The following is a 25,387-nucleotide window of genomic DNA, read 5'->3' on the forward strand; positions in this document are numbered from 1 at the left end:
GCGTTATTTCGCTAGTGTGCCTTATAATTTATGTGATAAAATCACAATATAAAGAATACTACTACAATACATTTCATACTATTATCTATACGCATTACATGTGAAAGGACGTGTTACAATGAATTCATCTGCTTCGGCCTACAGCAGTCGGGCACCGAAGGAAACACCAAATCGATTTTTAACGTATTTTCCGGGACTGTGTCACCTTATGAATGATACTGCCCAGGGATCACTGGCTGCTTTATTGCCACTCTTCATGACACTTTACGGTTTAAATTATGAAAAAGCAGCTGCTATTATGTTTGCCAATACAGCACTTGCTTCTGTGGCGCAGCCACTCTTCGGTTACTTAGCCGACAAACGTTCTACGCATCTCTTTATTCCCTTGGGCATGGTCATTGCCGGATGCAGTATCGCTGCCCTCGGCTTTGTAGACAGTTACATGGCCCTTCTCTTTTTTTCTATGATGGCCGGTATCGGCTCTGCTATTTTCCATCCCGAAGCAGCTCGCTGGGTTAATCGTATTTCTGGACCTCAAAAGGGACGTGCCATGGGGTATTTTTCCGTAGGCGGAAACGGCGGTTTCGCCGTGGGACCTATTCTGGCAGGCATCGCCTACATCGTCGGTCCTCACGGTCTTATCATCTTTGCCGTTCTCACCGTTTCCATGGCATTGATATATCTTGTAATGGCACCACGCCATCGCCAAGCCTCGGTAGCGTCTACCAATACACAGCGTTTAGCCGATGCCTCTGCCGTAAATGACTGGAAAAGCTTCTTTCGCCTCTTTGTCATTATCGCTGCACGCTCGATTAATTTTGCTGTATTAAATACATTTATTCCTATTTACTGGATCACCCATTTGCAGCAAAGTACGGCATCCGGGAACTTCGCACTGTCGGTGTTCTTCTTCCTCGGTACCGTAGTTACTCTCCTCGGTGGGATTCTCTCCGATAAGATTGGTTTTGTAAAAGTCATTCGCTATTGCTACATTCTGTTAGTCCCCATTATGATTGCCTTTACGACCAGTAACTATTACTGGCTTTCCATGGTACTACTCATTCCGCTTAGCGTTGGCGTTTTTGCACAGTACAGCCCTATCGTCGTATTAGGTCAGCAGTATCTTGCCAAAAGTATTGGCTTTGCCTCCGGCATTACCTTGGGGCTCGGCATTACCCTAGGTGGTATGGTCGCTCCGCTTGTGGGAAAGGCTGCCGACATCTACGGCTTGCAAACGGCTTGGCTCTGCCTTAACGTAGTCTGTGTAATTGCTTTGCTGTTTAGTTATCTCATAAAAGATACCTCCGCTCCTACCGTTAAATAGTTTAGGTAAGTAATCCGAGTAAATGACCAGAGTAAATAATCCATGCAAATAATTTAGCTTACTACCATGGGTAAATACCTGTTGGTGTTTACCTATTTCATACTATAATCAAAAAAAGGCTTCGTTCTCCGCATATACAGAGACCGAAGCCTTTTTTATATTCTATTTCTATAAATCAAATGCCCCTACTGTCATAAGCTATAGCCAAAAGAAGTATCTTCCATGCTATCACACTATGTCGCCGCTATATATCCTTACGATGATAACATACGATACACAATACGCAACAACGTCACTATAGCTGCCAGTCCGGCAATAACACCAAAGCCGATAAGGAAAATACTGCCAAAGAAAACAACAATCGCTAATACAATACATACGACCAACGCTAAGATAAGTTTTCCCTTCCACCCCAGCGAAGACCATGTATATACCTTAATGCCCGGCATCTCGGTGCCCTGTGAAAACCGTCCTTCCGCAAACGGATTTCCTTCGGAATTCATGTCGGATCCCTTTGTTTCTTGTCCATCTTCATCGATAGTCATGCCTTGAAAACTACGGCGTTCCTCGTCCGTTAATACCGTAGTAGTACGCGGGCGTTCCTGTCTGTTTGTTTCGTCCATAGTTATCACTCCTATCAGTTTGGCTATTGTTATATTAGTCCTTCAAATACTTTTGAAGCAACTGATTTACCATTCCCGGATTAGCACGTCCTTTGCTGGCCTTCATAACCTGACCAACCAAGAAGCCGATAGCTTTACCGTTACCACTCTTCACATCTTCTACAGGTTTTGGATTATCTGCGATAACCTGTTTTACGATTTCTTCGATAGCACCGGTATCGGTAATTTGTACAAGGCCCTGTTCCTCAACGATAACATCTGCCTTTTTACCGGTATCCCACATGCCAACAATTACTTTCTTAGCAATTTTACCGGAAATCGTTCCTTTATTAATCAGCGCAATCATCCCTGCCAGCATATCCGGTGTTACCGGTGCTTTATCAAAAGTAAGATTGTTTTCGTTAACCATTTTGGACAAATCACCGAGCATCCAGTTCGCTGCTGTTTTAGCATCAGCCCCTGCTTTTACGGTCGCATCCAAGTAGTCGGCCGTTTCGCGAAGAGCCGTCAATATACGACTATCTTCATCGTTTAAGCCATATTCTTTCATAAAGCGAGCCTGCTTAGCGTCCGGCAATTCCGGTAAGCTCTGACGGGCCGCTTCTACCTGTTCCGGCGATACAACAATCGGTACCAGATCCGGTTCCGGGAAGTAACGGTAATCGTTTTCTTTTTCTTTTTTACGCATAGATAACGTCATGCCCTTACTATCATCCCAGGTACGCGTTTCCTGAACGATAGCTTCACCGTCTTCCAAAGCTTCTGCTTGACGAAGTGCTTCGTATTCAATCCCTTTTTGCAACGCTGTAAGGGAGTTCATATTTTTAATTTCTGTTTTGGTGCCTAATTTTTCTTCCCCCATGAGTCGGATAGAAATATTGGCATCACAACGGAGACTGCCTTCTTCCATGCGTACATCGGATACGTCCAAGTATTTCAAAATGGAGCGTAATTTTTCTACATACGCACGCGCTTCTTCACCGGAGCGAATATCCGGTTCGGATACGATTTCCAAAAGTGGTACACCGGTACGATTGTAGTCTACATTAGAGGAGTCGGACGTACTGATAGTACTGCCGCTATGTACCAACTTACCGGCATCTTCTTCCATGTGAATACGGGTGATACGAATTCGTTTCGTTTCTCCGCCTACTTCAATATCCAAATGACCGTTTAAACAAATCGGCAGATCATACTGTGAAGTTTGGAAATTTTTCGGCAAGTCAGGATAGTAATAATTTTTACGGTCAAATTTACTGAACGGTAAAATATCGCAATTCAATGCCAAACCTACTTTAATGGCATATTCTAATACTTTTTCATTAAGAACTGGCAACACACCGGGTAAACCCAAGCACACCGGACATACGTGGGTGTTTTGGTCGCCGCCGAATTCCGTAGTACAACCGCAGAAAATTTTAGATTTAGTTTTTAACTCCGTATGGACCTCGAGGCCTACGACTGTTTCATATTTCATAGAGTTACCTCCCCGATAGGTGCGATTTTATTGCATTCCGGTCGTTCCTGTTCAAAGCTATAGGCAGCTCTGAGCAATACTTCTTCACCCATAGTCGGTGCCAACAGCTGCATGCCGATAGGCATACCGTTGGAGCCGAAGCCTGCCGGTACACTAATGCCCGGGATGCCGGCTAAGTTAACCGGTACAGTACAAATATCTTCTAAATACATGGACAACGGATCATCCGTCTTTTCTCCAAATTTGAAAGCTGTATTCGGTGCCGTCGGCGTTAAGAGAACATCCACCTGTTCAAAGGCACTGTCAAATTCATTTTTGATAAGACGACGTGCTTTCAAGGCCTTCAAATAATAGGCATCATAATAGCCGGAGCTAAGTACATAGGTACCGAGCAAGATACGGCGTTGTACTTCGTCACCGAAACCGGCCGTTCTCGTTTTTGTCGACATTTCCACCAAGTTATCCGCATCCACACGCATACCAAAACTTACGCCGTCATAACGGGCTAAGTTCGAGCTGGCTTCTGCCAATGCAATAATATAGTACGCAGACAATGCATATTTAGAAGTAGGCAAGCTGACTTCTACAATCTCTGCCCCCATCTTACGATATGTATCGGCCGCTTCTTCAATTACCTTACGCACATCTGCATTAAGACCGTCACCGAAAAATTCTTTCGGCATACCGATACGAAGACCTTTTACATCGCGTACCAAGGATTTTGTGTAATCCGGTCGTTCACCGGCAATTGATGTAGAGTCGCGATGGTCATGACCGGCAATAGCATTAAGTACAATAGCCGCATCAGTTACATCTCTTGTCAACGGTCCAATCTGATCCAACGACGACGCGAAAGCAATCAAGCCATAGCGAGAAATATTACCGTATGTCGGTTTCAAGCCAACTACGCCGCAATAGGATCCCGGTTGACGAATGGATCCACCTGTATCGGAGCCCAAGCTCCACACAGCACTGCCACTGGCTACCGCCGCTGCACTACCGCCGGAAGATCCACCCGGTACATAGTCTGCATTCCATGGATTGCTGGTTTTTGCCAATGCCGAATTTTCGGTAGAGCCGCCCATAGCAAATTCATCCATATTTAATTTTCCCAAGCTAACAAAATCTTGGGATTGCAATTTTTCAATAACCGTTGCATTGTACGGAGGAACAAAATTTTCCAGCATTTTAGATGCACAAGTAGCTCGTTGTCCCTGAATACAAATATTATCTTTAACAGCCCCCGGAATACCGGCCAACATGGAAATTTCTTCACCGGCTGCAATTTTCTTGTCCACGGCTTCTGCCGTCGCCAATGCTTCTTCGTGAGAATCCGACAAATAGGCGTGAACGGTAGGCTCTACCTTTTCTTTATGAGCAATAACCGCCTTCGTCAATTCGACAGCGGATAATTCTTTTGCCATCAATTTAGCATGAAGTTCATGAATTGTCACAGTTCTTCCTCCTACTCTTGAATTACACGCGGTACTTTGAAATACCCGTTATCTTCTTCAGGAGCATTTTGTAAGGCCAGCTTACGATCAAGCGACGGCTTTACTTCGTCCTTACGGAATACGTTTTGCACCTGTACGGCATGTGCCATCGGTTCGACATCCGTTAAATCGAGTTCTTCCAACTCTTCCACATATTGTAATACATCGTTAAGCGCCTTTTCCATTTGTGCCATTCGTTCTTCCGGCACTTCAAGACGCGATAGGAGTGCAATATTTTTTATTTCCTCGCGGTTGATTTTCATAGGTCCACTTCCTTTCATTGTTACATTATAGCAAAAAGAAAGCGTTTAATCACGCCATCCCGCAATAAGTGCGAGAAATTCTTCTTCGTTGATAACTCTGATGCCTAATTCGTTGGCTTTGGCTAGTTTACTGCCACTGTCTTCACCGGCTATGACCATCGTTGTCTTCTTACTTACGGAGCCTGTAATCTTAGCGCCGTGATCACTTAAAATTTTACCTGCTTCACTGCGCCCCATAGACGCCAGCTTACCGGTGAGTACAATAATTTCTCCGGCCAATTCATCTCCGCCCGGTTCGGTTTTCTCTTCCGTCATCACCACACCGGCCGCTGCCAGACCTTCAATCAACGCCATATTATGTTCATCGTTTAAATACCCGATAATACTGTCTGCCATTGTCGGTCCGATTTCAGCTACCGCCGTTAACTCTTCAAAGCTTGCCGCTTTAAGAGCTTCCATACTCGGAAAGTGCGCCGCAATGGTTTGCCCCGCTTTGGCACCGATAAGTCGAATGCCCAGCGCAAACAACACGCGTCCCAAGCCTCGGGATTTGGAATCTTCAATAGCCTTTAAAAGATTTTGTGCCGACTTCGTGCCCATTCTCTCCATCGTTACCAGCTGTTCTTCCGTAAGGTGATACAAATCAACCACGGTTGTTATCAAGCGATATCGAATTAGACTTTCCACGATACTCGGCCCCAAACCATCAATATTCATCGCATCCCGTGAAGAAAAGTGAATAATTTTTTCTTTTTCAATCGCCGGACAATGCGGATTGGTACAGCGCACTGCTACCTCATCATCCTTGCGTGCCGTTGGCGATTCACATACGGGACACTGCGAAGGCATCGTGAAAACTTTCTCTTCACCGGTGCGTTTATCTTTCAGAACACGGATAACCTCCGGAATGATTTCCGCTGCTTTATGTACCAACACATGATCGCCAATGCGGATATCCTTTTCCTTAATAAAATCCTCATTGTGTAATGTAGCTCGCGCCACGTTTGTACCGGATACAAATACCGATTTCAATTCTGCCGTCGGGGTCAATACTCCCGTGCGTCCAACGTTTAAGGTAATATCCTCCACAATCGTTTCCACTTCTTCCGGCGGATACTTATATGCCGTAGCCCAACGCGGATCTTTTACCGTAGCTCCCAATATGTCTTGATCGGCAAAGTCATTCACTTTTATAACCATTCCGTCCGTGTCATAGGGCAGTTGATGACGTGCTTCATCCCAATACTTAATTTGTGCAATCACATCATCAATCGAATGACACAGTTTATAATTTTCATTTACATGGAATCGGTAGGTCTCCAAGGTAGCCAGCAACTCCGCTTGGCTATGAATCGGGCTATCCTCCACGGCACCGATAGCATACGCAAAAAAATCTAGATTGCGATCTGCCGTAATAGCCGGATCTTGTTGCCGCAAGGACCCTGCCGCTGCATTCCGAGGATTTACGAATACAGGTAGACCTTCTTCATCGCGTGCTTCATTAATTCGTTTAAACTCCTTATGCGGCATATAAGCTTCACCGCGAATTTCAATATACGGCGGTGCCTCTTCGATAAACAGAGGAATGGATTGAATCGTACGTACATTGGCCGTAACATCTTCACCTACTCGTCCGTCGCCTCGTGTAACCGCCTGGACAAGCACACCATTTTCATAATGCAAATTAACCGCTAAGCCATCAATTTTTAATTCCACCACATATGCCGGACGATGTCCCAGCTCACGCGTAACTCGTTCATCAAAAGCTCTCACTTCCGCTTCATTAAACACATTGCCCAAACTGAGCATCGGTCGTCCGTGAGGAACCTTAGGAAAATCGCCTTCTACCTTTGCTCCTACGCGCTGCGTCGGCGAATAGGGGGTAATGTATTCAGGATGTGCTGTTTCAAGATCTACTAACTCTCGATATAATTTATCATATTCATAGTCCTGCAATACCGGCGCGTTCTTTACATAATATAAATAGGCATGATGTGCCAGCTCTTTTTGTAAGGTATGAATGGTAAGAGCTATATCATTTTCTTTCGTTGCCATGATTTACTCCTCTGTTTACTCGCACTCCGACCTATGCTATGGTACCAAACTATTTACGTGTATTTCCTAAAGCATGTATCGAGAGTAAGCAATGATTAAAAAGTTTTATTCTTCCAATCGTTTAATCGGCGCAAATTTCGCCATCAAAATGCGAATTCCTTGTGTAGGAAATTCTATTTTTAGTTTCAAACCGGCACCTTCACCTTGTAATGCCAACACCTTGCCTTTACCCCACTTCGCATGCATGGCTACATCACCGACCTGCCAATTTTCTACCTGCGGATTACGCACAATCGGCTTGGTCACCGGTCGTGACATAACAGACATATGCGGTGGTATACGGCGTTCTGTCATTTCCGGACGCTTTGCCTTCGCCCGCAGCTCTTCAATGAGCTCCTGCGGTATTTCCTTTAAAAAGCGCGATGGCAAATAGCCTGCCGTCTTACCGAATACAGTGCGTGTGGTCGCATTGGATACATATAACTCGCGTTCTGCCCGTGTAATTCCCACATAACAAAGCCGTCGTTCTTCTTCAATCTCTTCGGGATTCATAAGCGTACGGCTGTGGGGAAATAATCCTTCTTCAAGACCGGCCAAGAAAACAACAGGGAATTCCAGCCCTTTTGCCGAGTGAAGAGTCATCAGCGTTACTTTTGAGTCTACTTGTTCAAAGGAATCCACATCATTCACCAGTGCTACCTGCTCTAAAAAGTCTTGCACTGTCCCAGTTGGATTAGCATCCATAAATTCCTTGGCCACCGACAGTAATTCACCGATATTTTCGATGCGCGCTTCGTCTTGCGGATCTGTACTGTCTTCCAATTCCTTCATGTAACCGGTTTGATCCAAAATCGCTTCCAATAATTCCAGTACGTTCATCTCATTCATGGAAGCTACCAAACCGAAAATCAATACGCCAAACTCTTCCAACCGTTCCTTTGTCTTTCCCTTAATCGTAGGGATATTGTGTAACTGCGTCAGCGTCATAAATAAAGAGCTTCCCGTATCTTGTGCATAGCTTTGTAGCTTGCTAACAGTGGTTGCTCCGATACTTCGTTTCGGCACGTTAATAATACGCAATAAACTCAAATCATCGAAAGGATTAAAGAGTACCTTTAAATACGCCAAGACATCTTTGATTTCCTTGCGATCGTAGAATTTGGTCCCCCCTACCATAGTGTAAGGAATCGCTCGTTTGATCAATCCTTCTTCCAATACGCGCGATTGCGCATTAGTACGATATAGAATGGCCATATCCCCGTAAGGTACGTTGTTTAACTCATGCTGTTTGTACATAGTCTCACTGATAAAAGCCGCTTCTTCTCGTTCGCTTTGTGCCGTAAAGTGTTTAATCTTTACGCCATCTTCTTGTTCGGTCCACAGATTTTTTTCCGGGCGACCTTCATTATTATCAATAACCGCATTGGCTGCCTCCAAAATCGTCTTGGTTGACCGATAGTTTTGTTCTAATTTAATAGTCGTGCATTGCGGATAATCTTTTTCAAAGTCTAAAATATTTTGAATATCCGCTCCGCGCCAAGCATAAATACTCTGGTCCGCATCACCGACAACGCATATATTATTCCACTGCGAAGCCAACAAACGCGCCAACACATATTGTGCATGATTCGTATCTTGATATTCATCAATCATAATATAACGGAAGCGATGACTGTATTTATCCTGTACCGATGCATTAGTTTGTAGCAGCTTAACCGCAACCAGCAGCAAATCATCAAAATCAAGAGCATTGTTCTTGCGTAGCTCCCGTTCATAGTATTCATATACATCCGCCACTTTTTGCGCATAGAAATCCTTGGCGGTACGTCTGAATTCGGATGCAAATAATAAACGGTTCTTCGCATCTGAAATGTGTGACTGCATGGCACCTACCGGATAATACTTGTCATCTAAATTCAACGCCTTTAACGCTGCTTTTATCACTACCTGCGAATCACCGGTATCATAAATTGTAAAATTTTTACTGTATCCTAAATAATTGTCCAGCTCAAACCGTAATAGCTTGGCACAAAACGAATGAAACGTACTTAACCAAATTCTATCGGCTACCGGTCCTACCAAATCTTCTACACGGCTTTTCATTTCTTTGGCTGCTTTATTGGTAAACGTAATTGCCAAAATCTCAAAAGGGCTAACTCCTTTATCCAATAAATGTGCGATACGGTATGTAAGCACTCGTGTTTTTCCCGAACCGGCACCGGCTACGATAAGTAACGGGCCTTCCGTGGTTTCCACAGCTATGCGCTGTTCTTTATTCAATCCATCCAGTAATGTCTCCATACCCATCCTTTCTTAGTTACGCCCCTTAGGAATTGTCACCAAACATCTCTCTGCAATATATACATCGGCATTGCCAACTCCTAAGAATGCCATACAATAACAAAAACGTTGCAATACGCAACGTTTTTGTCTGTCTATCATCCTTTCTTATTTCATTGCGCCCAAAATCGGAGGTACAATCTGTTTTTTACGGGATAATGTTTTTTCAAGGAATACTTCCTGTTCTTTTGGCTCTTGACCGAAAGCAGCTTTAACCACACCGTCTACATCACCGGCATATAGTAAGTTGGTACTTTCCTTCAAGATATCCGTTACCATAATGTACGAAGCGGCATATCCGTTACTGCTCCGCAATTCTTCCAATGCTTTTAATAAATCAGCCTTACGTTTCAACACATCGGCGGCATCCATAGTAGTCAACTGACCGATACTGATAACCTGACCGTTGGCAGTAAATTCTTTCATATCCGTGCGAACGATTTTTTCATCGGAGAAATCAGACACATCCGCACCGGCTTTTAACATTTCAAGGCCATAGGCTTCTAAGTCAACACCGGCAATTTCTGCCAAGCGCTTAGCCGTTTCCACATCCTTCGGAGTACAGGTAGGAGAACGGAAAAGTACAGTATCAGAAATGATAGCCGACAACAAGAGTCCCGCAATCTGCTGCGGAATTTCCTGATTGTACTGCCAGTACATGTTAGCAACGATTGTACAGGAGCAACCTACCGGTTCATAGTGGATGAAAATCGGATTTTCCGTCGTCAAACCACCGATGCGGTGATGATCGATATTTTCAATAATTTCTGCATCTTCAATGTCATCGATAATCTGAACTTTTTCATTATGGTCAATCAAGACTACCTTCTGTTTATCCTTCGGTGCTTCCACACCGGCACGTACCATACCCAGATACGTATCACCATCAACTACAGGATATGCACCGGTATGACCGCGATCAAACTCACGAAGCTTTAAGTCAGGAGAAATAATCTGACATTTTGTCGCCGAAGCAATGTCGCCCGCCTTAGCTGCGCCTTTACCTTCCCAGGCATTTTCCAACGCATCGATTAATTTTTTCGGCATTATAAGACCAATGTACTTACCATCCTTTACTACCGGAATACGATTCATATCGTGTTCGCGACGCCAAGCCAATACTGCTTTCAAATCTGCGTCGGCATCAACGGCCGGTACTGCTTCCATCACATCTTTAATGCGAACAGCAAAGCTCGTTACAATTTCCGGATGCTCCACACCAAAATGATTTAAAACAAATGTAGTTTCTTTATTTGCCGGACCCGCACAAATAGCTCTTGCCGGAATTCCTAACTGATTTTTTAAATTTGCATAGCCCAATGCGGAACAGAACGAATCTGTATCAGGGCTTTTATGACCGGTTACAAAAATAACCTTTTCACTCATGTGTATCACCTCGTTATAAACTGTTGAACCGATTGGTTTTTGTATCTTTCATATTATACCATAAATAACTTACCTATAACATACCTTATATAACAAAACAGGTGGGATTTTATTAATTAAATCCCACCTGCTTTATAAATTATTTTTTATTTCTTCTTACCGAATCCGAGCTTTTCAATCATAATGAAGAGCATCGGAATAACAAAGATACCAAATGCTGTCGCCGCGGTCATACCGGCAACTACGGTAATCCCCATAGATACACGAGCACCCGCACCGGCACCGGAAGAAATTGCCAGCGGTATACATCCGAGAATAAATGCCAAGGAGGTCATCAAAATCGGACGAAGACGAATCTTTGCAGCTTCGATAGCCGCATCAACAATACGCATACCACGTTCTTCCACACGAATCTTAGCATATTCGATAATCAAAATAGCATTTTTAGCAGCCAACCCGACCAAGGTCAACAAACCAATCTGCAAATAAATATCGTTAGCCAAATTGTATCGTCCCGTAAAGTTTAAGAGATAGGGTATCAACGCAGCACCCATAATTCCCGAAGGAATAGAGAAGAGTACAGCGAACGGTACTTTCCACGATTCATACAACGCAGCCAATACTAAGAATACGAAGATAATCCCCATTCCCAAAATAAGAATTGTTTGAGATCCGGATTTAACTTCTTCGCGTGACTGATCGGCCCAGTCATACGTATACCCTTGTGGTAATGTCACGGTAGCAGCTGCCTTCAACGCATTGATAGCATCACCGGAGCTGTAGCCCTGATTCTGCGATCCCCCGATTTTAACAGCCGGATAGTTGTTAAAGCGAGTAATCGTTGCAGCCGATGTTGTCGGTTTAGGCATAATATATGTATCAACCGATACCATATTGCCAGCACTATTACGTACATAGATAAAGTGATTCATTTCCGGCGAAACGCGATATTTTTCATCCGCCTGAATCATTACCTTATAGTTTTTACCAAACTCATTGAAATCATTTACCTGAATACCACCATAGAAACCCTGTAACGCCGTGTAAATATCAGCCACCGATACACCGTCACGAGCAGCTTTATCGCGGTTAACATCAAAGTTATATGTCGGCGTAGAATCGTTATAGGTGGTATATACCGAAGCAAACACCGGGCTCTTGCGCGCTTCTGCCAAGAAGGAATTTGCTACCGTCATCATCTTCGCCGGCGAATCCCCTACTTTATTTACAAGATACATCGTGAAACCACCGGAGCTACCTAACCCAGGAATCGGTGGTGGATTCAAAGCCAAAATCGTTGCCTGCGGTTCATGTGCCGCAAAGCCAAACACTTTACCAATTTTTGCTTCTACACCTTGCGTCGGGCCTTTACGTTGACTCCAATCCGCCAAGGTAGCAAACATAACGCCGGAGCTGGATTGCTGTGCGTTGGACAAGATATCAAAGCCTGATACACCGGCAACTTCCGTTATATCCGAATCATTCTGTAAGAAGTTACTTACATCCTGGATTACCTTCATAGTACGGCTGGACGAAGCCCCCGGCGGCAGATTAATAGCTATCATGAAGTAACCGTTATCTTCAGCCGGCACGAAGGAAGTCGGCAATACGCGGAATACACCTGCTGCAATTGCCACGAAAGCAATCAATGCAACCACCGTAAGCCATAACTTACGCGCCAACTTAGCCAACTGGAATCCATACCAATCGCTGAAACGTTCCAACAATTCATTAAAGCGATCCAGTGATCGAGATAGCCAGTTAGATTGTGACCCCGGCACATGCGGCTTTAACATAGTCGCACACAACGCCGGTGTCAATGTTAACGCAATAAAAGCTGAGATAACTACCGACACGGCAATAGTCAAGGCAAACTGCTTATACAGAATCCCCGTCATACCACCCATAAAGGATACCGGTACGAATACGGATACCAATACGAAAGCAATACCAATAACAGGGCCCTGTACATTTTTCATCGCAGCCAAAGCCGCTTCTTTCGGATGAAGTCCGTTAACCTTCATTTCATACTCAACGGCTTCAATAACAACGATAGCATCATCAACGACAAGACCGATTGCCAGTACCATAGCAAACAAGGTCAACGTATTAATGGTGAAGTCCAAAACTTCGAACGCGGCAAAGGTACCCAGCAAGGATACCGGCACCGCAATCATCGGGATAATCGTAGACCGCCAAGACTGAAGGAAAATGTATACAATCAAGGCAACCAAAATCAACGCTTCTATGAAGGTATGAATAACTTCTTCAATTGACGCCGATACAAACATGGTATTATCAACGATAACGCTGTATTCCATATCAGGCGGTAAGCTCTTTGCCTGTTCTTCCAAGATTTTTTTGATAGCTCCGATTGTTTTAATTGCATTCGCATCATTGGTAAGCGATACGGCAAACACTGCAACCGGTTTACCATCACTTTTAGCCGTGATACTGTAATCCTTGGATCCCAAATTAATTTTCGCAATATCCTTCAAATGAAGAAGATTGCCGTTTACGTCCTTCTTAACGATAATGTTTCCAAATTCCATAGGACTGATTAAACGACCCTGTACGGTAATAGGCATCGTACGTTGCTGTTCTATAGGCGTCGGATTGGCACCGATAGTACCTGCCGCCGCCTGTTTATTTTGCGCCTGAATAGCCGAGGTTACATCCGTTACCGTCACGCCCAACTGGGACATTTTTGCCGGATCCAACCAAATACGCATTGCAAAGTCGGAACCGAATTCCTGTACACTACCGACACCGTTTACCGACTTAATTTCATCCATCATATAGTTGGATGCATAGTTCTTTAAGAATGTCTGATCATAGGTACCGTTCGGTGATTTCAATGAAAATACCAAGGCCATATCGCCGGTAGATTTTGTCGTGGTTACACCCAATGTCTGTACTTCAGTCGGCAACTGTGCCAACGCACGCTGCACACGGTTTTGTGTATTAACCGTATCCATATCCGCATCGGTGCCTTGGTCAAACTGAACAGTCAATGAATAGGTACCATTACTCGTACTGGTGGATACCATGTAATCCATGTTTTGAACACCAATAATCTGACTTTCAATAACCGATGCCACTGTATCACTGACTACTTGCGCCGAAGCCCCCGTATATGCCGCCGATACACGAACTTGCGGTGGTGTAATCTGCGGATATCGAGCAACCGGCAGGGTAAACATAGCCAACAACCCTACCAAGGTAATAATCAATGATATAACAATGGCAAATATCGGTCGGCTAATAAAAAATTTCGACACGATATCCCCCCTATTTATTCACTTCAATTTGTTCTTTAGTAATGGCATGCGCATTAACCTTCATGCCGGTACGCACCTTGGTAAGGCCGTCAACGATAACATCCATACCCGGTTTCAAGCCACTCTTGACGATGGTATATACGCCCTGTGTGCCTCCGGTTTCTACCGGCACCTGTTCAACCATGCCGTTTTCGCCTACCACCATAACAAAGCTCTTATCCAATACCTGAACCAAAGCCTTCGTCGGAACCAGGATTGCATCTTTGATAATATCTCCCGGAGAAATAACCGTAGCATACATATTCGGCAACAACAAATTGTCATTATTCGGGAAGGAAGCTTTAAGTACGAGCTTACCGGTGCCATTATCCAATGTTTTGGCCGCCTGCACCAGCGTGCCCGTAAACGGATACATAGTACCGTCTGCTAGACGAAGCTGTAAATCCTTGGTAGCGTCTAATGCTTTCATGTCCTTGTTCTTCATGAAATCAAGGTATTCGGATTCGCTCATGCTAAACTGAACAAAAATCGGATTGGTAGAATCGATGGTAACCAATGTAGTCTGACCTGCCGTAACATAAGTACCTAAGTCCACATCATCCATTTTAAGCGTACCGTCATACGGTGCATATACTACTGTGTCCTCTACATTGTCCTGGGCAATGCGAATCGCTGCTTGATTTGCTTCATAAGCCGCCTTGTTTTGCTCTGCCACGCTGGCCTGTGTGTCTACCGTCTGGCGAGCAATCGCATCTTGACTAGCCAATTGTTCGTAACGCTGTAAATCACGCTGTGCATTTTGGTAGGCTGCATTCGAGCGAGCGGCTGTTGCCTGTGCACTGGCCAAATCTGCTTCATATTGACGCGAGTCCAAACGATACAAAGGCTGTCCCTTAGTTACATATTGACCACCTTTAACATACTTTTCTACCACATGACCGGATACACGAGCATGTACCGCCACGGAATTCTGTGCGATTACCGTACCATTAAAGGACTCTGGTATTTGCGTATCGGACGCTGCTATTTTAAAGGTATTGACGTCCACCTCACCTTGCTGCTGTTGACCCTTGCCACAGCCTGCCAACGCGAGCATAACCGCCAAAAACGCGGCCACTACTCCGAAATAACGAAATTTTTTCATGCGTTATCTGCTCCCTCGTTTAAAATACCACGTAATAAAATATCAATTGCTTCCGGTAAAACATGCAGGCACTCTTCCGGATTACGTTTGTTGTCGTACACAATTGATCGTGCGATTCCCCGCAACATCATGATTAGAACATCAATATCGATATCCTTAATAACTCCTATCTGTTTCTGTGTTTCCAAATAGGCCTGTAGCTGATCCCAGTCCTTGTCAAAGGTGGCCATAGCTTGATCGACAAGATATGGGATGGAATTGAACATTTCACGGAAATGATCTCCGTTCAGGGTATTGTACAAGTCCGATTTAACAGAAAAATACTGTTTCAGCTTTTGGGCGCACGTTAACTGCTCATCCGCTAAAATAGCCTGATGCTGCTCATAAAAATCGCGGGCTTTTTCCGATAAAATTCTTTCCAAAATTTCATTTTTAGAGCGAAAGTTTTCATATAGTGTTCGTTTACTAATATTTAAACGCCGCGCTAAATCCTCCATTCGGAATGATGATCCGTGAAGCCGAATTTCCTCAGTAGCAGCTGCTAAAATACTGTCCTTCATCCTCTCCTCCAATCTAACCAAACTAATTACTCAGATACAACAACTTACCCTGTCTGAAAACTTAACAGAAAACTCCAGTACCATTCCTTAGTTTAGCTAAAAAGCTAGTAAATGTCAACTTTTTTGGTAGGTGTGTCCAGCTTCCTATCTCTGCGCAAGCCGTGTATCTCAACTTTTATTTTTCGGCATGAATACTATCTTTTTATACACTTACATAGTTTCTCCTTTTATGCTATACTACGTAAGAATTATAAATACTATATCATGAGTTGTTATTCACAGATATTACGGGAGTTTGTTATGCGAATTGATTTACTGCGACCGGTATGGCATCCATTAACTTGGCTCGCATTTATAGCGTTACCTTTTATAGGACCGCATTTACCATTATACTTTGGTTGGGAAAGTGGTCCTTTCGAGCTGTTTCAAGCGTTTATCTTATTTATCGGCGGCTGTGTGTCCTTCTATATTGTCTTTCGTCCCAAACCGGATATTTCTCTCTCTTTAGCCAATGCTGTGCCCAAGGCCCTTCTTCTGGCAATTACATTTATATGGTGGTTTATGTGCCTTAGAGAGCTAAGTTGGGGCGCTGTTTTCTTGTCCCCTCTTGGTTTTGATCCTATTGAAGGATATAAATTTTCAGCTCATGAGCAATTACCTTACTATACCGCAATTCATATTGTCTGCGGCATCCTGGCCTTTTTTTCCTTCTTGGCCATAATACGTTGCCGCTACTATTTACTGGCCTATTGGAAAGTACGACGCTTCCCCTTGCCGGAAGTTATACTGGCTGTTGTTATGCAGCTGTTCGCCACTACGGCCGAAGGTCATTTATTACCATTGGGTTCTCTCTGGCTCACTATGGGAGTCCCTCCCCAAATTGTTAAAGAATGGTGTGAACTCTTATCGTATCTTAGTTTACTTGTAGGTCAAATTATTTTTTTATTTAATCGCCGCTAACATTATCTGTGTTATAACATTTATATTATACGTAAACAGGCTGTGATGCATCTTTGCATCACAGCCTGTTTTATATATTATTTACATCTTATACAATTTTATTTCTTAATGCATTTACTCATTTGCCCCCGCGAAGCAACTCAATCATTGCTTTACGATCATCAGCTCCGAACACGGCCGACCCGGCTACCAAGATATCAGCCCCTGCATTACGTACGGCTTCTACGGTTTTAGCGTTAACGCCACCGTCAACTTCTACTACCGCATCTTTATTTCCTACAAATTCCAATAAATTTTTTGCCTTTTGAATTTTACGCACTGCATGAGGAATAAAGGATTGTCCCCCAAAGCCAGGGTTTACACTCATAACGAGTATCATATCCAAATCAGATGCTATATCTTCCAGTACGGCTACCGGTGTAGACGGATTCAGAGATACTCCCGCTTTCATACCATGTTCCTTAATCGTCTGTATCAATCGATGCATATGTGCTGTTGCTTCGGCATGAAATGTAAAATATTCTACGCCGATAGTAGCAAAACTTTCTACATAATCTTCCGGGTTCGTTACCATCAGATGAACATCAAAAGGTAATGCCGTATGTGCTCGAAGTGCTTGTACCACTGGAGCGCCAAATGTCAAATTCGGTACAAAATGGCCATCCATTACATCTATATGAAGCAAATCAGCGCCCGCTTCTTCTATCTCTTTTATTTCGGCAGCCAACTTCGAAAAGTCAGCCGACAACATTGACGGAGCAATTTTTACCATACTATCACCTTTTCCTTTGACTTACAATTTCTTCTCGAATCGCTAAGTATGAAGCATATCTTTCTTTATGGATTATTCCGCTTTCTACCGCTTCTTTTACTGTACACACCGGCTCATGCTCATGGTAGCACGGACTGAATTTGCATCCATCCTCATAGATCATAAACTCGGGATACAGCGAAGTCAATCGCTCCGGACTGATATCGCTGAAGTCAATGGCACTGAAGCCCGGCGTATCCATAATAAACGAGTGATCGTTCAACGCATATAATGACGCGTGACGCGTCGTATGACGTCCCCGCTTTATTTTATCACTGACTTCACCAGTCTGAAAAGCAAAATTAGGTTCCACCGCATTGAGCAAGCTACTCTTGCCGACGCCGGATGGTCCTGCGAAGGCACTGACATGACCATCAAGTATAGTGCGCAATGTATCGATGCCTTCGCCGGTATACGTCGATGTCATAACTACCGTATATCCTACTTTTTGGTAACGCTCCACAATCTCCGCCGTTGTTTCATCTGCCAAATCGCTTTTGTTGATACATACTACCAAAGGAATATCTGCATGTTCAATCATAACGAGCAATTTATCCAGCAGCAAACTATTAATATCCGGCGCATGAGCCGCCACTACTAATACGACTTGATCGATATTAGCAATGTGCGGTCTCTTTAACTCATTGCGCCGCGGCAGAATATTTTCAATGGTACCCTCATTGCCATAGATGACACGATCGCCCACCAAGAGTGAATAACGCCCCTTTTTGAGGCGTCCTCGCACCTTACATTCTGTGATAGTACCGTCCTCACCTTGCACATAGAAGTAGCCATTCATGTTTTTTACTACTATTCCGGTTTTCATAAACCTCCTACAATGCTTGATCTTGAATTAATGCACCATCTAAGTATACCTGAACACGTACCTTACCAACGCCGGATACGTCCTTATCTACACGGTCGCCCGGATGGTTTACTCCATCATAAATTGTCTTTGATCCATTATCATCGACAACTACAATACGTACCTTTTGATTTTGTTTTCCCGACGGTACGGTCACATTTACGCTACCTTTAGCCGTCTGCGGCGTTGGCTCTGCCGGCTTAGACGCCTCAGCAGCCAATGCTACGGAACTACCGTCATCCACTTTACTGCCCGGCGACGGGGATTGACTGGTAATTACTGCAGTATCATCACCGGATCCACTAATTTGCCCTACTGATAACCCCATGGACGCCAACGCATCTTTGGCATCTTTCAATGTCATTCCCACTACTCTGGGAACCGTTACCGTTTTAGCCTGTATTTTGTTGACTGTAACATCAATAGTGGTTCCCTTGTTAACTTTAGAATTAGCCGGCGGACTTTGCATTAGGATAACACCATCTTCTTTGCTATCATCAGATGCTGTTGTAACCTTGCCCAGTATGAGTCCCATATCTTTTAATTTTGTCCGTGCTTGATCAAGACTCATACCGGTAATATCCGGCATCGTAAGATCTCCCGCGCCTTTACTTACTACGAGATGAATCGTCCGCTGTTCCTTAACCTCTTCGCCGGCTTCCGGACTCTGCGAGATGACCTGCCCCGCCGGTACATCGGAGTTCGTTACTTCACTTACCGATACACGTAAATGGTTATCTTCCAAAATATGTTTTGCCACCGTTACCTGTTTTCCGACTACATTTGGTACCGTTACGGTAGCATTGCTCCAGAAATTACCAAAGCTTAAAAAGGCCCATAAAAATGCCAACAAAAAGATTACTACAGATCCTAGCAGAATATATTTTTGCGGCAATCGTGACAGCAGTGCAATCATTGAGCGTTTCTTACTGTTTTTTCCTTCACCCTCGTCATCATACAACGGTTCTTCATAAGCCGTAGTATCCTGTACCGTCGGTAATACTTGCGTTGCAAAATCATGGGGAATCATGCGACCGCTTTTTGAATTGACAAATCCCTGAGACAATCGTAAATCACTAATCATATCAGTGATAGATGCAAACCGATCCTCCGGATTTTTAGCCAATGCTTTCATTACTGCCCCTTCCAACAAGGGAGGAATGCTTGGATTATAACGCATAGGTGACACTAAGCGTTCGCGCACATGCTTCAAGGCAACACTAATAGGCGTATCTCCTTCATAAGGTACACGACCTGTTAGCATTTCGTACAGTACTACACCTAAGGAATAAATATCGGTACTTCCGTTGACAGGTTTCCCGCTGGCCTGTTCCGGGGATAAGTAATGTGCCGATCCCATAACAGAATTTGTATACATTACAGTATTACTGGCATTCATTGCTCTGGCAATGCCGAAATCAGTTACCTTCACGCGTCCCGTTTTAGTAATTAAAACATTATGAGGTTTAATGTCGCAATGAACAATACCCATAGCATGTGCATGTTCCAGCCCTTCGGCAATGGCAATCGTGAATTTCACGGCGTTATCAATAGATAAACGCTTATGCCGCACTATATATTCCTTAAGTGTTTCCCCCTCTACATATTCCATAACGATGTAATGATAGCCTTGATCATAGCCTACATCATACATGCTGACAATATTGGGATGACTCAGCTTCCCGGCTGCCTGCGCCTCACGTTTGAACCTGGCTACAAATTCTTCGTCACCTGCAAAATTTTGGTGTAAGATTTTAATCGCCACCGGACGACCCAGTAACCCATCTTCACCTTTGTAGACATCGGCCATACCACCAATTCCGATTTTTTCGAGGATTTTATAGCGATTATCTAAAATAATGCCGCGCATTCTATTATCTGCTTCTTTCATTATTCCATCGCCTCCTACTCAATCGTGCCTACTACAATCGTTACATTATCTTTCGCCCCTGCATCATATACAAGTGCCATTAAATCTTCCAGTAAACGTTCGTCATCAGACTGCTCATTGAACATGGCCTCTATCGTGTCTTGAGGGATATACCCCGTCAGTCCGTCCGAGCAAAGAAGAATTCGATTCCCCGATTCAACCGACAAGTGACCACAATCCACTTCTACATTAGCACCTACACCGACAGCCCGTGTCAATATATTACGTTGCGGATGCGTTAACATTTCATCACTTGACAAAGTACCTGCTTCATATAAGCTCTGCACCATAGAGTGATCCGTGGAAATCTGCACCAAGCCATCATCATCAAATAAATAAAGACGACTGTCACCCACATTGGCCCAGTATAATGTATGACACTGTTCATAGGCAACAACTGCTGTCGTTCCCATTCCTTTGAGCTCGGGTTCCGTAAATACCCGTTCATACACCATTCGATTAGCTTCACTAACAGCATGTTGCAAAGCCTCCTTAGAAGGCGTCTCCAATTTACGTAATGCTTCTGCGATGCTGTCAATAGCTAGCGTGCTGGCAATTTCCCCGCCTTTATAGCCTCCCATTCCATCAGTGACTATACAAAACGGTCCCTCGATACAAAATCTATCTTCATTTCGTTTTCGCACTAAACCGATTTTACTCATACCAATACACTTCATAGGCTTACCTCATTTCTCGCTTTGCGCTTTTTCTGCCTGCTGACGCATATGCTGAACCTTTAGCTGTCCGCAAGCAGCTTGAATCGCATCTCCCATTTCCTTGCGTACTGTAACAGCTACTCCATAGGAGGCCACTATCGACTTGAAAGCATCAATGGCTCGCGGCGATGGTTTAAATAACTGTATATGTTCGTTCCCGTTGACCGGGATTAGATTAACATTACAGTTTGGAAAGGTCTTTACCAAGGCTCCTAACTCATGAGCCTGTTCTCTAGACGCATTCACGCCGTCTATCAAAATATATTCAAACGTAATCCGTCGTTCCGTTTTCTCATAATAAGTCTTAACTGCATCCAATACATCTTTAATGTCGTAATATGCACCGATAGGCATAATCTCACGACGTATTGTATCATTGGGAGCATGCAAGGATAATGCCAACGTAATCGGAATACCTTCATCTGCCAAAAGATAAATATTTTCGACAATGCCGCAAGTAGATAAGGTCATTCGCCGGTAGCCAATATCAAAGCTTTCTTTTTCATGCAGAAAACGTAAAGCGCCGATTGTATTTTCATAATTCTGTAAAGGCTCTCCGGCCCCCATAACAACGATGGAATGTATACGTTCTTTAAGTACGTACGCAAACAGCAATACCTGTGCTACGATTTCATGAACCTCCAGGTTGCGGAACAAGCCACCTGTGGTAGAAGCACAAAAAATGCATCCCATAGCACAACCTACTTGTGAAGACACGCACACCGAATTGCCGTAATGCTGCTTCATCAATACGGTTTCTACTTGGCTGCCGTCACTAAGCTTTAGCAATAACTTCTTAGTATTACCGTCAGGTGCCGTTTTCTCCGTCACAACCGTCGGTAAACTGATAACGCAGTATTCCTTCAGCCATGTCCGTAAATCTGTTGGCAGCTGTGCCATGTCATCAAAAGAGAATATATAGCGTTTATAAATATAATCCATCAGCTGTTTTGCTCGGAACCGCTGAAAGCCTGCAGCCGTTATAAGTTGCTGTAGCTCCTCCAATGATTTACCCAACAGCTCTGTCATAGAACCTCCTTGCGCATGCGCGCTATAAAAAAGCCATCCATCTCATCTTTATGTGGCATTAAAGTAACCATAGGCCCTTTAGTCTCGAAAGGCAGCAATGTTGCTGCATCTTCAATGATAAATTCAGGATGCTCCTTTAAAAAAGCAGTGACTACGCCCTCATTTTCAGCCTTATTGATTGTACAAGTAGAATAAATCAAATGACCACCGGTCTTTACAGCTTTTGCAGCGCGTTCTAAAATACGTCCTTGTAATTCCGGCAGTGCATCAATAGCTTTTTCTTCCTTACGCCACCGCATATCGGGTTTCTTCTGTAATATACCAAGTCCCGAACAAGGCACATCAACCAGTACTTTATCGAATACATTATCATATGATTCCGGCAATGTTGTAGCATCCTGTTCATACAAGGAAACAATGGACACATGCAAGCGCTGAGCATTTTGTTTCATCAATTCGATTTTATGACTGTGAATATCATTGGCTACAATAGTTCCTTTATTTTGCATTAAAGCAGCCATGTGCATTGTCTTTCCGCCCGGTGCTGCGCAACAGTCCAACACCTTGTCTCCTGGTTTTGGCTGTACAACATAAGCTACTGCCATAGAAGCTTCGTCCATAAAAGTGATTGACCCCTCTTTCACCCATTTTGCAGCTTCTAAACTACCTCGATGGCTAAGAATTCGCAACGCCTCAGGTATTTTAGTACTCTGTTCTACCCGCCATCCGGCTTTCTCCATTTCAGAAACAATCACTTCAGGCGTAGCTACCAAGGTGTTGACGCGAGCTATAAGTGCCGGATTGTCATTACACCAAGACAACAGTCCCAACGTTGTATCTTCACCGTATTCGCTAAGCCAACGCTGTATTAGCCATTCCGGTTGATTATACACATATGACCAACGCTGCGCTTCACTGTTTGCCATTGCTTCAATACTTAATTCTTCGCGACGGCGTTCACTATTACGCAAGACACCATTAACGAATCCATGCAATCCGCGCGTAAGCTTCCGTGCTAATTTTACACTTTCATTCACTGCTGCCGAATGAGGGACACGATCTAAATACCATAATTGATATAACCCAAGACGTAAAATTTCTACAACCATGGCGGATAATTTTTTAATAGGTCGTCCCGTCAGTTTAATTATCATGGCATCCAAATAATTTCTTCGTCTGATAACACCATACACGAGCTCGGTAAAAAAGCGGCGATCTACATCCGTAAAATGATACTGACTAATATATTGTTGTAAAACAATATTAGCGTATCCGCCATCGCGGTTAATCTCCAACAATGCTCGTACAGCTGCCAAGCGCACATTTACCCGGTTTCCTGTCCTCAATACCGAATCTTGTTTTTTAGTATCCATTAATTAATCTCTCCACAACTGCTTGAATCCTCTTTGTATCTACTCGCGTATTACAGCAAGGACCACATGGTCGTTCGTTAAGAACACCTACTACAGGAATAGGGAACACATCATTCATACCGCTTACCAAATCACGTTCACAGGCAATAGCTACAATAGCTTTGGGACGTATTTTTTTTATCATCATCCGTGCAAGCGTCCCTCCGGTCACAACTACGAAGTGGCAACCGTACGTATCAGCTATATCTAACAGTTCACCAACCTGACAACGTCCACAGCGCTTGCAATTATGGACATCCGTGGTTACCTTATGAACGCAATCACTTTGCTGTAAACAGTGAGGTGTCAATAACAACACTCTTTCTGCCGGCACTTTATACAAATTAAGCTCTACCAAATGATTAATAAGAGCAATCAGAGACTGACTTATGCGGTCCTTATCAACACCACATAGTTTTCCCAGCCCCAATACCGCCGGAAAAAAAGCGTACAACCACCGATTACTGATGCGTAATACTATCGGTGAAATTCGTATTCCCTTTTTAGCTGCCGCAAGCATGATTCCCCACATAACCCAGCATACGATAGGAAACGATGCCAGCAAAACCTCGCCGGTCATAGCCGCTCCAATACCGAAGGCCTGCATGCCCGGCCACAGTAAAAACATGAGTGTAGACCAGGCAAAAGATAGAATGACAAACACGGTAAAGGTTAATTGAAAATATAGCGGATATTGACCATATTTACTGTGCGTACTTTGCTTATCACATAGATTGTGTGTATTGCTCATCAAATACCATCCCCGCCTTCAGCTGATGGCCCCGGCAAAAATCACCGGCCTTCATACGTTTTTTATTTTCCGGTTGAACCTCGGTAATAGCTAACACGCCGTTTCCTGTCTGTACGGCAAATCCGTTATCATTTATTCCAATAACAGTGCCTATTGCTCCTACCTGTGCCCCGGGGAATTCATGCGCCACCCCTGCTTCAGTAAGCGCATAAGCTTTCCATATTTTAAGTCGCTTACCATTCAAAAAAGTTACACAACCCGGCGACGGAGAAAGGCCTCTAATTTTTCGTGCCAATACAACAGCATCTTCCTGCCATTGCAAATACCCCATATCCTTCGTCACCTTGCGAGTATGCGTAGCACAACTATTGTCTTGCGGTGTTGCCGTTACCGTACCGGCCACTAACCCGTCTATTGCTTCATTGATCATCGAGCCCCCCAAAAGAGCCAATCGATCAAACAACTCACCCGTAGTTTCCTCCGGTTCGATTTCAACCTCAGTTTGTACCAAGATATCTCCGGTGTCCAGCCCTTCATCCATCTGCATAATAGTAATGCCCGTCGTTGTATCGCCGTTTAAGATAGCCCAGTGAATCGGCGCTGCTCCACGATATGCCGGAAGTAATGAGGCATGTACATTAATGCATCCCCACTGCGGCTGATGAATTAACCATGGTGGCAAAATCTTACCATAGGCTACCACTACCACAATATCCGGGCGCAATTCATGAAGGCATTCCTTTATATCCTCTGTTTTTAGCGTATCCGGCTGAAAAACAGGAACATTTGCTTCCAGAGCTATTTCTTTAACCGGTGGCATTTGAACCTTTTTACCTCGCCCTTTAGCCTTATCCGGCTGGCAAAATACACCTACTACCTCATGAGGCCCTTCAATCAATGCCTGTAACGTAGGCACTGCAAAATCCGGCGTCCCCATAAATACAACTCTCAAGTGTTGCATATCTAT

General features: G+C 44.0%; 20 protein-coding genes. 2 read left to right on the plus strand and 18 right to left on the minus strand.

The annotated features are described in order from the left end of the window. Window positions 1-118: 118 nt before the first annotated feature. Window positions 119-1,324 (plus strand): MFS transporter, encoded by a 1,206-nt coding sequence (locus tag G344_RS0109590; protein ID WP_028256023.1) that lies wholly within the window; start codon window positions 119-121, stop codon window positions 1,322-1,324. Window positions 1,325-1,578: 254 nt separating this feature from the next. On the opposite strand, the gene G344_RS0109595 is transcribed toward G344_RS0109590, so the two are convergent. From G344_RS0109595 to G344_RS11595, 10 genes are all read right to left on the minus strand, one after another. Continuing rightward, entirely contained in the window at window positions 1,579-1,947 is a 369-nt protein-coding gene (locus G344_RS0109595) for a hypothetical protein (RefSeq protein ID WP_028256024.1), read from the minus strand. A gap of 34 nt (window positions 1,948-1,981) precedes the next feature. Next, on the minus strand, window positions 1,982-3,424 hold the full coding sequence (gatB, locus tag G344_RS0109600) for an Asp-tRNA(Asn)/Glu-tRNA(Gln) amidotransferase subunit GatB (RefSeq protein ID WP_028256025.1): 1,443 nt from the start codon (window positions 3,422-3,424) through the stop codon (window positions 1,982-1,984). Beyond that, on the minus strand, window positions 3,421-4,848 hold the full coding sequence (gatA, locus tag G344_RS0109605; protein WP_038155438.1) for an Asp-tRNA(Asn)/Glu-tRNA(Gln) amidotransferase subunit GatA: 1,428 nt from the start codon (window positions 4,846-4,848) through the stop codon (window positions 3,421-3,423). Before gatA ends, gatB begins: the two co-directional genes overlap by 4 nt. Window positions 4,849-4,889: 41 nt before the next feature. Further along, complete coding sequence (gene gatC, locus G344_RS0109610) at window positions 4,890-5,180, minus strand: Asp-tRNA(Asn)/Glu-tRNA(Gln) amidotransferase subunit GatC (RefSeq protein WP_028256027.1); 291 nt, start codon at window positions 5,178-5,180, stop codon at window positions 4,890-4,892. A 45-nt stretch (window positions 5,181-5,225) separates the two neighbouring features. Next, window positions 5,226-7,235 (minus strand): NAD-dependent DNA ligase LigA, encoded by a 2,010-nt coding sequence (ligA, locus tag G344_RS0109615; RefSeq protein ID WP_028256028.1) that lies wholly within the window; start codon window positions 7,233-7,235, stop codon window positions 5,226-5,228. A gap of 105 nt (window positions 7,236-7,340) precedes the next feature. After that, entirely contained in the window at window positions 7,341-9,536 is a 2,196-nt protein-coding gene (gene pcrA, locus G344_RS0109620; RefSeq protein WP_028256029.1) for a DNA helicase PcrA, read from the minus strand. Between the two features lie 147 nt (window positions 9,537-9,683). Further along, entirely contained in the window at window positions 9,684-10,961 is a 1,278-nt protein-coding gene (locus G344_RS0109625; protein ID WP_028256030.1) for a manganese-dependent inorganic pyrophosphatase, read from the minus strand. A gap of 146 nt (window positions 10,962-11,107) precedes the next feature. Beyond that, a complete protein-coding gene (locus G344_RS0109630; protein WP_028256031.1) occupies window positions 11,108-14,242 on the minus strand; it encodes an efflux RND transporter permease subunit in 3,135 nt (1,044 codons plus the stop codon). Window positions 14,243-14,252: 10 nt separating this feature from the next. Continuing rightward, entirely contained in the window at window positions 14,253-15,386 is a 1,134-nt protein-coding gene (locus G344_RS0109635) for an efflux RND transporter periplasmic adaptor subunit (protein ID WP_028256032.1), read from the minus strand. After that, a complete protein-coding gene (locus G344_RS11595) occupies window positions 15,383-15,946 on the minus strand; it encodes a TetR/AcrR family transcriptional regulator (protein ID WP_051245901.1) in 564 nt (187 codons plus the stop codon). The genes G344_RS0109635 and G344_RS11595 overlap by 4 nt, the downstream gene beginning before the upstream one ends. A gap of 300 nt (window positions 15,947-16,246) precedes the next feature. Here G344_RS11595 and G344_RS0109645 point away from each other — a divergent pair, with 300 nt between their 5' ends. Beyond that, window positions 16,247-16,906, plus strand: a complete 660-nt coding sequence (locus G344_RS0109645; RefSeq protein WP_028256033.1) for a hypothetical protein — start codon at window positions 16,247-16,249, stop codon at window positions 16,904-16,906. A 118-nt stretch (window positions 16,907-17,024) separates the two neighbouring features. Here the strand turns inward: G344_RS0109645 and rpe are convergent, their stop codons facing one another. Genes rpe through fmt form a run of 8 tightly spaced genes read right to left on the minus strand, consistent with a single transcriptional unit; the run spans window position 17,025 to window position 25,381 of the window. After that, the gene (gene rpe, locus G344_RS0109650) at window positions 17,025-17,678 is read right to left on the minus strand and encodes a ribulose-phosphate 3-epimerase (protein ID WP_028256034.1); all 654 of its coding nucleotides are present in this window, start codon (window positions 17,676-17,678) and stop codon (window positions 17,025-17,027) included. A gap of 4 nt (window positions 17,679-17,682) precedes the next feature. Then, window positions 17,683-18,543 (minus strand): ribosome small subunit-dependent GTPase A, encoded by an 861-nt coding sequence (gene rsgA / locus G344_RS0109655; protein WP_028256035.1) that lies wholly within the window; start codon window positions 18,541-18,543, stop codon window positions 17,683-17,685. Window positions 18,544-18,550: 7 nt separating this feature from the next. Next, window positions 18,551-20,473 (minus strand): Stk1 family PASTA domain-containing Ser/Thr kinase, encoded by a 1,923-nt coding sequence (gene pknB, locus G344_RS0109660; protein ID WP_051245902.1) that lies wholly within the window; start codon window positions 20,471-20,473, stop codon window positions 18,551-18,553. Between the two features lie 14 nt (window positions 20,474-20,487). Beyond that, a complete protein-coding gene (locus G344_RS0109665; protein WP_028256037.1) occupies window positions 20,488-21,189 on the minus strand; it encodes a Stp1/IreP family PP2C-type Ser/Thr phosphatase in 702 nt (233 codons plus the stop codon). A gap of 9 nt (window positions 21,190-21,198) precedes the next feature. Further along, entirely contained in the window at window positions 21,199-22,257 is a 1,059-nt protein-coding gene (gene rlmN / locus G344_RS0109670; protein WP_028256038.1) for a dual-specificity RNA methyltransferase RlmN, read from the minus strand. Further along, window positions 22,254-23,630 carry a 16S rRNA (cytosine(967)-C(5))-methyltransferase RsmB gene (gene rsmB, locus G344_RS0109675; RefSeq protein WP_038155321.1) on the minus strand — a complete coding sequence of 459 codons (1,377 nt, stop codon included), beginning with the start codon at window positions 23,628-23,630 and terminating at the stop codon, window positions 22,254-22,256. Before rsmB ends, rlmN begins: the two co-directional genes overlap by 4 nt. Beyond that, window positions 23,620-24,420 carry a DUF116 domain-containing protein gene (locus G344_RS0109680; protein WP_028256040.1) on the minus strand — a complete coding sequence of 267 codons (801 nt, stop codon included), beginning with the start codon at window positions 24,418-24,420 and terminating at the stop codon, window positions 23,620-23,622. The genes rsmB and G344_RS0109680 overlap by 11 nt, the downstream gene beginning before the upstream one ends. Beyond that, window positions 24,395-25,381, minus strand: coding sequence for a methionyl-tRNA formyltransferase (gene fmt / locus G344_RS0109685; protein ID WP_028256041.1), 987 nt, complete (start codon window positions 25,379-25,381; stop codon window positions 24,395-24,397). The genes G344_RS0109680 and fmt overlap by 26 nt, the downstream gene beginning before the upstream one ends. Between the last annotated feature and the right edge of the window lie 6 nt (window positions 25,382-25,387).

The organism is Veillonella magna DSM 19857 (assembly GCF_000428745.1).
Taxonomy (GTDB): Bacteria; Bacillota; Negativicutes; order Veillonellales; family Veillonellaceae; genus Veillonella_A; species Veillonella_A magna.

Bases quoted from the DNA above. Each gene is read 5' to 3' on its own strand.
- gatC (WP_028256027.1), bottom strand. From the start codon at position 5,180: ATGAAAATCAACCGCGAGGAAATAAAAAATATTGCACTCCTATCGCGT.
- pcrA (WP_028256029.1), bottom strand. From the start codon at position 9,536: ATGGAGACATTACTGGATGGATTGAATAAAGAACAGCGCATAGCTGTG.
- G344_RS0109645 (WP_028256033.1), top strand. From the start codon at position 16,247: ATGCGAATTGATTTACTGCGACCGGTATGGCATCCATTAACTTGGCTC.
- G344_RS0109625 (WP_028256030.1), bottom strand. From the start codon at position 10,961: ATGAGTGAAAAGGTTATTTTTGTAACCGGTCATAAAAGCCCTGATACA.
- rlmN (WP_028256038.1), bottom strand. From the start codon at position 22,257: ATGACAGAGCTGTTGGGTAAATCATTGGAGGAGCTACAGCAACTTATA.
- ligA (WP_028256028.1), bottom strand. From the start codon at position 7,235: ATGGCAACGAAAGAAAATGATATAGCTCTTACCATTCATACCTTACAA.
- rpe (WP_028256034.1), bottom strand. From the start codon at position 17,678: ATGGTAAAAATTGCTCCGTCAATGTTGTCGGCTGACTTTTCGAAGTTG.
- rsmB (WP_038155321.1), bottom strand. From the start codon at position 23,630: ATGGATACTAAAAAACAAGATTCGGTATTGAGGACAGGAAACCGGGTA.
- pknB (WP_051245902.1), bottom strand. From the start codon at position 20,473: ATGAAAGAAGCAGATAATAGAATGCGCGGCATTATTTTAGATAATCGC.
- G344_RS0109680 (WP_028256040.1), bottom strand. From the start codon at position 24,420: ATGAGCAATACACACAATCTATGTGATAAGCAAAGTACGCACAGTAAA.
- G344_RS11595 (WP_051245901.1), bottom strand. From the start codon at position 15,946: ATGAAGGACAGTATTTTAGCAGCTGCTACTGAGGAAATTCGGCTTCAC.
- G344_RS0109595 (WP_028256024.1), bottom strand. From the start codon at position 1,947: ATGGACGAAACAAACAGACAGGAACGCCCGCGTACTACTACGGTATTA.
- gatA (WP_038155438.1), bottom strand. From the start codon at position 4,848: ATGGCAAAAGAATTATCCGCTGTCGAATTGACGAAGGCGGTTATTGCT.
- G344_RS0109665 (WP_028256037.1), bottom strand. From the start codon at position 21,189: ATGAAGTGTATTGGTATGAGTAAAATCGGTTTAGTGCGAAAACGAAAT.
- fmt (WP_028256041.1), bottom strand. From the start codon at position 25,381: ATGCAACACTTGAGAGTTGTATTTATGGGGACGCCGGATTTTGCAGTG.
- gatB (WP_028256025.1), bottom strand. From the start codon at position 3,424: ATGAAATATGAAACAGTCGTAGGCCTCGAGGTCCATACGGAGTTAAAA.
- G344_RS0109635 (WP_028256032.1), bottom strand. From the start codon at position 15,386: ATGAAAAAATTTCGTTATTTCGGAGTAGTGGCCGCGTTTTTGGCGGTT.
- G344_RS0109590 (WP_028256023.1), top strand. From the start codon at position 119: ATGAATTCATCTGCTTCGGCCTACAGCAGTCGGGCACCGAAGGAAACA.
- rsgA (WP_028256035.1), bottom strand. From the start codon at position 18,543: ATGAAAACCGGAATAGTAGTAAAAAACATGAATGGCTACTTCTATGTG.